The sequence below is a fragment of the Variovorax sp. ZS18.2.2 genome (assembly GCF_024701975.1).
GTDB lineage: Bacteria > Pseudomonadota > Gammaproteobacteria > Burkholderiales > Burkholderiaceae_C > Variovorax.
In genome coordinates, this window is record NZ_JANLNM010000004.1 from 367732 (window position 1) to 379611 (window position 11880).

Consider the following 11880-nt stretch of genomic DNA (forward strand, 5'->3'; position numbering starts at 1 on the left):
TTTTTTACTGGAGAACAACTTGGCAACCATCAAGCAGACCCTCGACGACATCCTGACCATCGAAGGTGCCATGTGCGCGGCCGTGGTCGACTCGGCCAGCGGCATGATCCTGGGCGCCGCGGGCGCGGGCCTGGACATAGAGATCGCCGCGGCCGGCAACACCGAGGTCGTGCGCGCCAAACTCAAGACCATGCGGGCCCTGGGCTTGAGCGACGTGATCGAGGACATGCTGATCACGCTGGGAAAGCAGTACCACATCATCCGTCCCTCGGCCACCAAGGAGGGTGTGTTCATCTACGTCGTGTTGGACAAGCAGCGTGCCAACCTCGCGCTCGGCCGCCGCAAGACGCAGGACGCCGACAAGCAGATGGAATTTTGAAACCGCTCACGCGAACCATCAGTTCGTTGAGTTCCGCTGTCAGGTGCGCAGCCAATCCGCCGGTCGTTGTCGTGGCCGGTCCGCCGAAGGACCTGGGCTTCACCGACACCGCGCCCGTGCCTGACCCGGCCGCGACGCCGCCCTTCGTCGACAACGTCGCGACCAACCAGCGCGGCGATGCGCGCTACGCGACCAAGACCTGAACAATCGATGGTTTGCCGTGTTCCTTGCCGGCAATGTCGGAGACAGCGCATCGCGATGATCAAACCTTTATGCGCATAGCGCTGTTTTGTACAAGGTTTTGATGCGATGGCGGACAAGATGGCTGCCTCAATGAATCAATGCCTTGGCAAGCACATGAAACCAGTAGCCATCCTTCAACACGAACAACACATGGGCCCGGGCAGCCTGCACGAATGCCTGCAGCAACTCGCCGTGCCGCTGCAACTGATCCGGACCGACAAAGGGCAGGCGGTGCCCAAGGACGCGCAGGCGTTCAGCGGCATTGTCCTGCTCGACAGCGAGCGAAGTGCGCTCGACCGGTTGAATTGGATTCGCGCCGAGCTGAGTCTTTGCAAGGAAAGTCTGGCCCAGGGCGTGCCCGTGCTTGGACTGGGCTATGGCGCTCAGTTGCTGGCCGTGGCTGCAGGAGGCAGCGTCGCGCCAAGCAATTCTCCGAGCTATGGCTGGACACCGTCGTGGCTCACGCCCCAGGCCGGCGCCTGGTTCGACGTGCCGACCAGGTTGGAGATCTTCAATGCCCACGACCACACCCTCGAACTGCCGCCCGAAGCCGAATGCTTCTTGCTGGACAGGCACTGCCACAACAAGGGGTTCACGCTGGGACAAAACATGGGCTTGCTGTGTCCCCTGGGGCTCACGCCCGTGGACCTGGTCGCCTGGTGCGCCCGCAAAGGCACCAAGCTCGCACAGGCCAAAGGGCCTGATGTGCAGAACCGCATCTCCATGCAGCGCGCCCTGCCTGAACGCATGGGCAAATTGAACACCTTGGCCCATCGGATCTTCACGCGCTGGGCGCAGCAGTTGCCAGGCGCGCCGCGCCCCGTGGACTTCGTCAGGCTCGCGGCCTGAAACGAAACGGCGCGGCGGGCTGGAGGTGAAACAGCCTGAGCCTGCCGACGCATTGCACCTGGCTGAGAACACTCAGCCGTTTTTCAAACATCCATGAGCGGAGTATTTGTGCCAATCGCTGAATCCGAAGTCGTTGTTGGAGGCATCTATGCACTGTCCAACACGCAAGAACGCCGAGTGACGGCCATCGAAAACGGGAAAGTCCGTTTCGAGGTGCGCGTAGACACCAGGAGCGAGTGGAGCCGTGGCTCGCCCATGGCCAACCCTCCAAAGCTGAAAACCTTTGCCAATGCCTGCAGCCAGACGTTGGCGAGACCGTAGAGTCGAGCGGTTTTGCGGCATTCGGGCCCGACAGGATGCGCTCCTGTTGGGCTCCACTGATCGCTGACCTCGGATCGGACTGAATCTGCGTTGACCGGATCAGCGGGGTCATCAGCCCGCACGGGAAGTCAGCGCAATTCGTCCAGGCGCAGCACGAACCGGCGCGACCGGGCGCTGCTCAACGCCGGGGAACGGTGCGCGAGCCCCCGGCCGCAGTCCTGTTCATCCGTCCCACGACCTCGAAAGAGAGCAACGGTGTGCAGCGGCATGCGCCGGAAAGGCCCGGCAAATCCCTTCGGCGCCCGCAACGCTGCGTCCGCATGACGGGAGGCTACCCATTCGGCGCCGAGGCCGCTGTAGGTGCACAGCAGATGCAGGCCGGCATCGTCGAAGTGCCAGTTTTCATCGACGTCTCGTCCACGCGCCTGCAGGGTAAGGGTCATTCGGGGGTGTCCCGTGATCAGCGCGAAGCGGGTCGCCAGCATGTCGATGTCCGCCATCAAGCCGTCTCGCTCCGGCCCACTCGGCGTACGCGATGTCTTGCACGCCGCGTTCAGTCCGGATGCGACATCGGCCGCGCGCAATTGCAGTTGCCCTGTGGGAAGCCTTGCCGAGGGCAAGGCTTCCAGCCATGCAGACATCGAAGCGCAGGGGTCACGCTCCCACAACGCCAGATCGACCCCTGGTTCCAGAATCCTTTCGAGCACCTCGATGTCCTGGCCGAGCAATACCTCGTGCGATTGCCGAGACCGCGAAGCTTCCTGCCGGACAGACGGCGCGATCGGCTGCGGCAAAGATATGTTCGAGTTCGTCGAGGACCTTGCACCGGACCATTGCGAGCGCCCCTCGAACTCGCCTGCGCGACTGCGGCCCAGAGTCAGGCCGGACTCGAGGGCCAGGTCAACGACCGTCCTCCGCGAGTCACCCACCGTGGGCCAGCCCACGACGCTGGAGATGCTCGCGCCAGCTTGTGAGGTGGCCGATCTCGCCATCGGGTGCGCATTCGAGCAAGCAGTGCACCACGGAGGCATAGCTCTCCAAGGGCAGACGAATCATGAGGCGCGCGCGCGGGGCTCCGCTCGAACATGTTGCATTCACGCGGATCAGGGGTTCGCAGCGCAGCACGCCTGCCCCCTTGCATACGGCGATGCCGCGCCGAACGCGGCACGCGTCAATCGATGGCACCGTGACATCAAGTACCTTGAAGATCGTCTCGCTCTTGGCGAGCACGGTGCCCGCATATTCCCGATAGGCGGCGTAAGCCATGAAACTCCTGTGATGGAAATGTACACAGCGCCAATATCGTCAGATGCGTATGAAAACGGTGCAAACATTGCGCCCGTCGATGGAAATGCCGCGTAAACGGGATCCCTGAGGATCGATCATGGCCATTCACGCCTGGGCGCGTCGAGCTTGAACCGCCAGACCAACAACTCTGCCGCTGCGACCCACACGATCACGATGGCGGCAATGCACACGAAATCCATTCATCACCTCTGCAAACGACACAAGTCAGCGAGTCTCGGAAGGCGTGCGTAAAAGCGGAAATAAATGTTGGGGGCGACCTGTAAAAAATGAATAGAAGCGCGTGCGCCAGGCCTGCTTGCGGGTTGATCGCGCTTCGACGGCGGCTCAGAATATTTCTCTGCCATCTTCGAGATGGCAGCAAGGAACCGTTGTATGACCGTGGAATTTTTGAGGCACCTCGCCAAGCAGAGTCTTCCCTGCCAGGTGCACACCCCGAGCGAGATCAACATGCTCAGCGTACTGAGAGCAGCGGGGTTGGTCATGGCTTTCATCCCGTCGACGGAAGTCATCCGCCACGGTGCCACTGGCTCCAAGGCGGCCACGATGCTCGCCATCACCGACAAAGGCAGGCTTGCGCTTCGCGTGCCTGCTGATACACCGGGCCTGTAGCTTCCTCGCGCCGTTTTGCTTCTTCGCAGCCGCGTACAGGTCGAGATCAAAAGATTTCCGACGCTCTATGTCTGCCTGCGCGGGTTTTCATTTGCGTGGACATACCACGAGTCAAAGAGTAATCGCATGAATCACAAGGCAACTGCATCTGTCAGCCATGCGCATGTCGAGGTGCTGCGAGCGGTTTCGCGCAGGGACTTCATGCCGGCTTCCGCCATCGCGCAGGCACTGGGGCGAACCGTGCCTCAAGACCTGCTCACGCTGTGCCAGCAAGGGCACATTTGCGAACATCTGGGCCGCCGATTCGATGGAACACCCGCCACGCTTTACACCATCACTGTCAAGGGTGCGGCGCTGCTCGCCGACTCGGGCCATCCCGCTCCCCCGGAGACGGGCGTTCGGCCCGGCAGGCCCGTGTCGTCGCCAATTCGAGAGGCGTACGACGGGTCCGAGATGCGTCCCTTCAACGGCCGACAGGGATGTCTTGATGCGCTCCGACACCCGAGCCGGGTAGGGGATCGGCTGTACTACCGCGACGGAGGCATCAGGTCGCTCAATGGAAGCGACGTGGCATCCGAAGAGCCGTAGTCCTTGGCCGCCGACTCGGATGGAGCAGGTTCTCCATTGATGTCTAAGTTCACGACTCGCCGCACTGGTGATGAGCCACCCTTTGAGGTGTCTCCGGCATTAGTGGCCAAGAACAGCGAGCCTTCAATCCGTGGTTTGCGGGCCCACCGTTGCCTGAATACTCAGCCTCTCGCCGGCCAGCCAGATGTAGAGCTCGATGCGTTCGGACTCGTTCATCTGCTGGTGCCGGGCGGCCATTTCCTCGAACTTGACCAGTACCTCGCCCACGGTGGGATGCACATTCTTCGACAGTTGCATCGGGACCTCGGCCCACTTGGGCCCGGCACCGGTGGCCAGCCATCGCGGGTTGACCCGGAAATAGTCGGCAATGGCGAACAGGTGAGTCGATTCGATGCCCTTGTTTCGACCCGAAAGCCAGTTGGTGATTGCGGCACGAGTCACCCCGCAGCGGCGGGCGAGGCTGGCCTGCCATCCGCGGCCGATGTCCGTCGTGAGTTCCTTCAGACGCTCGGTGAACGTACTGCTCATTGCGGTCAACCCGCGATCCGGCCGCGAGGTAGCGGCGGGGCAAGGAGGCGCCAAGAGCGCTGCGGCGTGGTCCGGAGTGCGAATGCAGCGTCCGACGCGTGTTCGGAAGGCGTTCGAGGCTTGCTGCACAGGGCGCGGCGATGCCGCAGGAGCAGCCAGGGAAACGGGCGCGTCCTTGCGCGTCGGCAGAGATGTTTCACCGGGTGAACAACGCTGCATGGGAAGGCGAAAGACGGATGAGACATGAAATCCAGGGGTTGAGAACGGTTCCGTGACGCTCCCCCTGCCAGGCTCTCCGTCCATTGGCTATGCCGATGCATCTGTGCATTTTTTCACGAAATAGGTTATTTTTCATCATCAACTGGAGATATCTGCGATGAATTGATCGCGCAAGCGACATCCGGCCGGATCGCATGAGCGCCCGTTGCGGCAACGCTGCCGACGCTTCATCGCCTGCCGGCGTTCGTGAAGGGACGCTCGCCACGAACGGCTCGGGAGCATTCGGGCGACGCGGCGGACCGGCAAGGCGCTTCTTCGCCGAATGCGCCTGGAGGTGAAGGGAAAGGAATGAAGGCGCACCCCGCTCGTCACTTCTGTACTGGCAAGGCCACTACCTCTTCGCGAAACTGGTCCGGGCGTCTCTTTTGACCCGTGCCGCCTCTATCTCCCGTTCGGAATGGAGTTGGTGCTTGCCGCAGTTGTCGCAGCGATAGAGGCGCAGCCACGGCAGGACTCGCATCCACGTGCTGCGGCGCATGCGCTTGAGATGATCGATGCCGCATGGGCAGGCAGAAAACAGGTTGTGCATAAAGAGGGCGGTCTGGATGTCATGGGCCCCCTTGCCAAGCTCTATGGCTTATCGGCAGATGTATTGCAACGCAGCATTCTTTCAGCGAACCCGTGACTGCTGCACTACCCTGTTCACGGTATTTGTAATCTTTGTTACTACATACGGGGTCGCCTTGAGCTTCCTCCTTCTCGGCGGTTCAAAGCGGCCGACGACGCCAGAAATCATGAAGATCGACCAGATGCAGCTTGATCTGCCTTGGAGTCGCCTTCAAACCTGCTCGCTGCCAGGCTGAGAAAGCCCTCGCTGCTGTCTGAAGCGCCCGGGTTGCGCCCGCGCGAGCCTTCGAGTCCGGCGGGTTTGAAACCACTTTCCGCCTTGGATGGCAATAGATGGCCGAATTTTTAAGTGAAATACTTGCAGGTTTGGCAAGTTTTTTCTCTCAAAAGTCGTCTGCTTTACATTCAAAAAAGCATTTGGTTTAGAGATGGGAAGAATTCCTCACCTTTCTGCGCAATAGCGGCAGGAAAGATCGGAGGCGAGTTCGCTACTCATATCCATCTTTCCCCGCCTCGGGCATTGCTCTCGGTCCGCTGGTCGAAGGCCTTGCTTGTTCGGCGTCGATAAATAGAACTAACAGGCCTTTGTATTTTCTTTGAATGCCTGCAAATAAACGCGGATTGAATTAAAAATCTGGATCGGGAAAATTGTTTATTGTGATATTTCTAAAATCTTATTCAATACGTTGGGATGTGAAGTTTCATGATAACCGTGGTGTATTGAAAGCCTATTTTCGAGTCGCAAGTGCTTGTAATGAAACCGAGCCATTCCACTTCCCTTGGAAATGAATTTATGATTTCATTTGATAAATCAGGACAAGCGGGTACCGCTGTCAAAGACAAAACCTTTTTTGTAGCGCTGATGGACAGCGATGCGACACAAAGGAGTTTGCTGCGCTGCCGTCTGGATGCGCTCGGATGCGCTTCCCTGGCCTTCGATTCGATGGACGATCTATTTGCCGACCTGCGCGCAGGAAAGAAGTTCGGATGCATATTGATTGCAATCTCCACCGAAGAATTCAAACATCAGTTGAAATCGATCCTGATCGATTTCGATGTGCCCTTGCTGCTCGTGGCGCTTCCCGAATACCTCGGTACCTTGTCCGGTTTGAAGACGGAACTCGCGGGATTGGGAAGCATGGATGTCGTGCTTCCTTTCTGCAGCGATCAGGAACTCGAATGGCGGCTGGAAATGCTGGCACAGCGAAAGTTGGCTGCCAATGCAACTGCTGGGGATTTTGTGTGGGATGAATATCGCTTTGAAATCGCCCGGCGTCAGGTGTGGCTGGGGGAACAAAGCGTGCCCTTGAAGCCCATGGAATTCCATCTGGCGCTCGAATTGTTCCGAAATATGAATTCATTGGTGACCCGCGAAAGGCTTTCCGTCCTATGGCGGGGGCGGCCCCGATCTCCCGGATCGAGAGCTCTCGATGTCTGCATTTCGAACGTGCGCAGAAAACTGAAGCTTCTGCCGGAAAGAGGGCTGATCCTGAGATCGATCTACGGGCGGGGCTACGAGGTGAATTCGATGCGCAAGGAGGCGCAGGTGTGAATCAGCGCGGCTGCTGCTGCGTGGTGCAGTGGATGCCGCCGCCGCCCGCGGCAATGGCGTCGATGTCGAGCTGCACGACCTCGCGCCGCGGAAACAGGTCGCGCAGCAGCCCCCGCGCATTGGCGTCGGCGCCCGCATCGCCGAACTGCGGTGCGATGACGGCGCCGTTGCACACATAGAAGTTGATGTAGCCGGCCGCGAACTCGTCGGTCTCGAAGGTGGGGCGCACCGTCTCGGGCGCCTTGAGCACTTCCACACGCAGCCGCTGTCCGCGCGCATCGGTGGCCCGGCGCAGGATCTCCAGGTGGCGCAGGGTCACGGCGTGGTCGTAGGAATCGGGGTCTTCGTCCAGGCCCGCCACCACCACGCCGGGCGCGGCGAAGCGGGCGTAGAAATCGGTGTGTCCGTCGGTGATGTCGCGGCCCGCGATGCCCGGCAGCCAGATGATTTTGCGCACGCCCAATAGACGCCCGAGCTCGGCTTCGCAGGCGGCCTTGTTCAGACCCGGATTGCGGTTGGCGTTGAGCACGCAGCTCTCGGTGACGATCGCCGTGCCCGCGCCGTCGACCTCGATGCTTCCGCCCTCCAGCACGAGCCGGGTGGCCAATCGCCTCACCTTGGCCGCGCCGGTCACGTATCCGGCCACCTCGGCGTCGTTCGCATGGGCCTGCTTGCCGCCCCAGCCGTTGAAATTGAAGTCGATGCCCGCCCATTCGCCCTTGGCATCGCGCACGAACACCGGGCCGGTGTCGCGCATCCAGAGGTCGTCCACCGGCTGCACCTCGAGTTGCACGCGGTTGCCGCATAGGCGCGCGGCCAGGTCGTGCTCTTGCTCGCGCACGAGGAGGTGCACGGGTTCGAAGGCGGCGATGGTGCGGGCGATGAGGGCCAGTTGCTCGCGCGCCGGCTTCAGCAGGCGTCGGCCCCAGATCTTTTCGCTGGGCCCGAAGGACATCGAGGTGGCGCGGTGAGGGTCGCCTTCGTCCGGCATGTGCCAGGCCTCGGGCGCCGCGGCGACCGGGTCGGCGGCCCAAGCCAGGGGCGCGAGGCCCAGTCCGTTCAGCAGGCGGCGGCGGGTTGGTGAGAAATTCATGGTGTCGATCTTCAGGCTGGTTCCTGCTGTGTGGTGCAGTGGATGCCGCCGCCGCCCGCGGCGATGGCGTCGATGTTCAGCTGCACGATCTGGTGGCTGGGCAACTGGGCCGCCAGCGCGGCACGCGCTGCCTCGTCGGCCACGGCGTCGCCGAATTCCGGCAGGAAGAGGGCCTTGTCGGTGACCAGGAAATTCACATAACCGGCCGCGAATTCCTTGCGCGCATAGGCGGGGCGCACCTGGCTGGGCGTCTGGAGCGTGACGATCTGCAGGGCGCGGCCGCGCGCGTCGGTGGCCACGCGCAGCAACTCCAGGTGCCGCCGGGTCACGGCGTGGTCGAAGGAGTCGATGTCGTTGTCCAGCGCCGCCACGACCACGCCCGGCTTGAGGAAGCGGGCGTAGAAGTCGGTGTGGCCGTCGGTGATGTCGCGGCCCGCGATGCCCGGCAGCCAGATGATCTTGTCCAGGCCCAGCATCCGCTTGAGTTCCTCCTCGGCCGCGGCCTTGCCGACGCCCGGGTTGCGGTTCTCGTTGAGCACGCAGCTCTCGGTGACGATGGCTGTGCCCTGTCCGTCGACCTCGATGCCGCCGCCCTCGAGCACCAGGCGGCTCTGCAGCAGCGGCACGCCGGCGAGCTCGGCCATGCGCGCTGCGACCGTGGCGTCCCGCGCATGCGGCTGCCTGTTGCCCCAGCCGTTGAAGTTGAAGTTCACCGCGGCCCGCTCGCCGCGGGCGTTGCGCACGAAGACGCAGCCGGTGTCGCGTATCCAGAGATCGTCGATGGGGTGTTCGATCAGTTGCACGTTGGAGCCGCAAAGCTGCCGGGCCGTGGCGAAGTCGGCAGCGTTCACGAGCATCTTGACTGGCTCATAGACGCTGATGGCGTTTGCGATGCGCGCCAGCGCCTGCTGCACCGGCTGGCGCAGGGCTGCGGTCCAGATGGACTCGCGCGCCACGAAAGCCATCCAGACCGCGCGATGGGCGCCGCCTTCGTCAGGCATCTGCCAGCCGGCGGCGAGTGAAGGCGAAGGCGCAGCAGACGGGGCAGGCGCAGGCATGGGAAAGGGTGCCGACGGGCCGCCAGTACCGCCGCCACCGCCGCCGCAGGCGGTCACGAGTCCGTGGATGAGTCCAAGGCCGCCCAGGCCCAGGAGAGTGCGTCGAGTTGTCATGCAGATCAGGGTTACTACCAATAAGAAGTCCCGGATTCTGTCTGCGCCTATTCATCTGCACAATTGATCTTTTATTGGTATATCAATCGATATGGCTCATGATTAGCGCGTCTTCGCGTGAAAATGCCAGCAGGCTGTCGAACACCTCCCGCACCAGGGGCAGCCGCGACGGGCCGTTCGTGCGCGAGATCCAGACGGTCCCGAGCGACAAGCCCGGATACGCTGCCAGATGCCGCAGCCGCCCGGTGCGCAGGGCCTCGTCGGCCAGCAGCCGGGACACCAGCGCGATGCCCCGTCCCCGCAGCGCGGCGTCGAGCAGGAGGCGCGGATCGTCGTAGATCGCGGCCTTGCGCAGGCCCCCGAAGTGCGCGCGGATGAAGGGGCCGATGCGGTCGCTCGTGAGGTCCGCTTCGAGGCACAGCAGGCCGAGTCCCGCATCTCCATCGACATCCTCCGCAGCCCCCTGGGGCGGGCCGACGGCCACCAGTTCGTCGGTCAGGAGCGGCACCTCGAACACGTCCGGCTGCTTGAGCGGCTCGAGGGTGATCGCGATGTCCACGTCCAGTTCGTCGATGAAGCGGGCGCTCTCGTCGACGGAGATGATCGGACACAGATCGGGGTGCGCCTGCAGCAGCCGGTCCACGCGCGGCTGCAGCCAGCCGCTGGCAATGGGCGCGGGGCAGACCAGCGTGACGAGGCGATCGTCCATGTAGGTTTCGATGCGGGCGAGCCCGTTGCGCAACTGCTCGATCGACTTGCCCACGCTGTCCAGCAGCAGGCCCCCCGCCACCGTCAGCTCCACGCCGCGCCCCTTGCGCCGGAACAGCGGCTGGCCGAGCTGCTCCTCCAACTGCGCGATCTGGTGGCTGATGGCGGACTGCGAGACGAAAAGCTCCTCCGCCGCGCGGGAGTAGTTGCCCAGGCGCGCCGCCGCTTCGAAGCCGATCAGGAATTTGAAGGAGGGCAGCTTGGCATTGGACATATGAATCAGATCGATGAATGGGCTGAGAAAATATCGCTTTTTAATCGAAGGAGTTCAAGTCAGAGTGGCCGCCTCTGAAATTTCCGCAAGAAGGACACCTTGATTTCCAACGATTTCGACGCGCGCCGTGCCGGGCTGCGCATGCCCGCCGAATGGGAGCCCATGGCCGCGACCTGGCTGGGCTGGCCGGTGCTGGAGAACCGCGAAGCGCTCTGGGGCGCGCACTATGAATCGGTCTGCCAGGCGTTCGGCCTGCTGGCGCGAACGATCGCCCGCTACCAGCGCTGCATCGTCGCGACGCATGCGCCGCTGGCGGGTGATGCCCGGGCGATCTGCGGGCCGAACGTGACCGTCGTGCCCATCGCGGCGGAGGACAACTGGCTGCGCGACTGCGGCCCTATCTTTCTCGTGGACGAGGACCGGGTCACGCAGACGGCGGTCGGTTTTCGCTTCAATGCATGGGGCGAGAAGTACCAGCCCCATGACGGCTGCCAGCGTGCCGCTGCGGACATCGCGGCGCTGGCCCAGGTGCCGCTGGTCGAATCAGAAATGGTGCTCGAAGGCGGCGCTTTCTACGTGGACGGGCAGGGCACCCTGCTGACCACCGAAAGCTGCCTGCTGCACGTCAACCGCAACCCGGGCATGCGCAAGCCGGACATCGAGGCCGAGCTGCGGCGCATGCTGGGCGTGCGAAAGATCGTCTGGCTGCCGGGCCACGCGGCCGAGGTCGAAACCGATGGGCATGTGGACGGCATCGCGTCCTTCATCGCACCGGGCAGGGTTCTCTTCAACACGGCAGATCCCGACCAGGGGGACTACCACCGGGCGATGCAGGAGAACCGCCGCGCCCTGGAACTGGCCACCGATGCACAAGGCCGCCGCTTCGAGATCCTCGACCTGCCCGTGCCGCGCCAGGTGCAGAACCACGGCAGCGCGCGTTTCTGCGACATCTATTCGAACTACATCCTCGTCAATGGCGCCGTGATCTCCACCGCCTTCGACGTGCCGCGGGACGCAGAGGCCCGCGAGGTCTTCGGCCGTGCCTTCCCCGATCGCCGGATCGAACTGCTGCCCATCGGCGCCATCTCGCTGGGCGGCGGTGCTGCGCACTGTTCCACGCAGCAGCAGCCGATGCTGGGCAACCGGTTGGCCGTGCGCGCGTTCTGAACTCGGCGGAACCGGCTCGGGCGCTGCGTTAAAGCGTCCTTAAAAACTTCACGAGAGCATCGGTGCCGGATCGACGAACCGGCCCTTCTTGCGCTTCCCGCACATCCCTGCACACGCGTCGCGACGGGTCGTCTTCAAAAATCTACATGTGTAGACATGAGCTTCGATTCAATTTAGTATACGAGTGTAGACAAACGCGGAAGCAGCGAAGAAAGCGCTCCGCCGCGTCGCCCAACAGGAGCC

Annotated in this window: 14 protein-coding genes; 8 read left to right on the forward strand and 6 right to left on the reverse strand. The window is 62.7% G+C overall.

The features are described from left to right. Window positions 1-19 precede the first annotated feature (19 nt). The 3 genes from NU688_RS18580 (at window position 20) to NU688_RS18590 (ending at window position 1471) form a co-directional block, all read left to right on the forward strand. Entirely contained in the window at window positions 20-379 is a 360-nt protein-coding gene (locus tag NU688_RS18580; protein ID WP_257862266.1) for a hypothetical protein, read from the forward strand. Between the two features lie 26 nt (window positions 380-405). Continuing rightward, complete coding sequence (locus tag NU688_RS18585) at window positions 406-582, forward strand: hypothetical protein (RefSeq protein WP_257862424.1); 177 nt, start codon at window positions 406-408, stop codon at window positions 580-582. A 106-nt stretch (window positions 583-688) separates the two neighbouring features. Further along, window positions 689-1471: a type 1 glutamine amidotransferase gene (locus NU688_RS18590; protein ID WP_257862267.1), complete on the forward strand. Its 783-nt coding sequence runs from the start codon at window positions 689-691 to the stop codon at window positions 1469-1471. A 449-nt stretch (window positions 1472-1920) separates the two neighbouring features. On the opposite strand, the gene NU688_RS18595 is transcribed toward NU688_RS18590, so the two are convergent. Together NU688_RS18595 and NU688_RS18600 are read right to left on the reverse strand one after the other, a co-directional pair. Next, entirely contained in the window at window positions 1921-2586 is a 666-nt protein-coding gene (locus tag NU688_RS18595; RefSeq protein WP_257862268.1) for a DUF1826 domain-containing protein, read from the reverse strand. A 127-nt stretch (window positions 2587-2713) separates the two neighbouring features. Then, window positions 2714-3058, reverse strand: a complete 345-nt coding sequence (locus NU688_RS18600) for a hypothetical protein (RefSeq protein WP_257862269.1) — start codon at window positions 3056-3058, stop codon at window positions 2714-2716. Window positions 3059-3472: 414 nt separating this feature from the next. Between NU688_RS18600 and NU688_RS18605 the strand changes: the two genes are divergently transcribed. Further along, window positions 3473-3709 (forward strand): hypothetical protein, encoded by a 237-nt coding sequence (locus NU688_RS18605; protein ID WP_257862270.1) that lies wholly within the window; start codon window positions 3473-3475, stop codon window positions 3707-3709. Window positions 3710-3835: 126 nt separating this feature from the next. Further along, window positions 3836-4297 carry a hypothetical protein gene (locus NU688_RS18610; RefSeq protein WP_257862271.1) on the forward strand — a complete coding sequence of 154 codons (462 nt, stop codon included), beginning with the start codon at window positions 3836-3838 and terminating at the stop codon, window positions 4295-4297. A 123-nt stretch (window positions 4298-4420) separates the two neighbouring features. Here the strand turns inward: NU688_RS18610 and NU688_RS18615 are convergent, their stop codons facing one another. Further along, the gene (locus NU688_RS18615; RefSeq protein WP_257862272.1) at window positions 4421-4825 is read right to left on the reverse strand and encodes a helix-turn-helix domain-containing protein; all 405 of its coding nucleotides are present in this window, start codon (window positions 4823-4825) and stop codon (window positions 4421-4423) included. A 676-nt stretch (window positions 4826-5501) separates the two neighbouring features. Between NU688_RS18615 and NU688_RS18620 the strand changes: the two genes are divergently transcribed. Together NU688_RS18620 and NU688_RS18625 are read left to right on the forward strand one after the other, a co-directional pair. After that, window positions 5502-5729 carry a hypothetical protein gene (locus tag NU688_RS18620; RefSeq protein WP_257862273.1) on the forward strand — a complete coding sequence of 76 codons (228 nt, stop codon included), beginning with the start codon at window positions 5502-5504 and terminating at the stop codon, window positions 5727-5729. 735 nt (window positions 5730-6464) lie between these two features. Continuing rightward, window positions 6465-7223, forward strand: coding sequence for a winged helix-turn-helix domain-containing protein (locus NU688_RS18625; RefSeq protein WP_257862274.1), 759 nt, complete (start codon window positions 6465-6467; stop codon window positions 7221-7223). Window position 7224: 1 nt separating this feature from the next. Here NU688_RS18625 and NU688_RS18630 read toward each other — a convergent pair whose 3' ends face one another. The 3 genes from NU688_RS18630 to NU688_RS18640 all read right to left on the reverse strand — a co-directional run bounded on the left by NU688_RS18630 (window position 7225) and on the right by NU688_RS18640 (window position 10470). Beyond that, entirely contained in the window at window positions 7225-8316 is a 1092-nt protein-coding gene (locus NU688_RS18630; protein ID WP_257862275.1) for an agmatine/peptidylarginine deiminase, read from the reverse strand. 11 nt (window positions 8317-8327) lie between these two features. Further along, entirely contained in the window at window positions 8328-9488 is a 1161-nt protein-coding gene (locus NU688_RS18635) for an agmatine deiminase family protein (protein ID WP_308340314.1), read from the reverse strand. 82 nt (window positions 9489-9570) lie between these two features. After that, window positions 9571-10470: a LysR family transcriptional regulator gene (locus tag NU688_RS18640; protein ID WP_257862276.1), complete on the reverse strand. Its 900-nt coding sequence runs from the start codon at window positions 10468-10470 to the stop codon at window positions 9571-9573. Window positions 10471-10569: 99 nt separating this feature from the next. Between NU688_RS18640 and NU688_RS18645 the strand changes: the two genes are divergently transcribed. Beyond that, window positions 10570-11637, forward strand: coding sequence for an agmatine/peptidylarginine deiminase (locus NU688_RS18645; protein WP_257862277.1), 1068 nt, complete (start codon window positions 10570-10572; stop codon window positions 11635-11637). The last annotated feature ends 243 nt before the right edge of the window (window positions 11638-11880 follow it).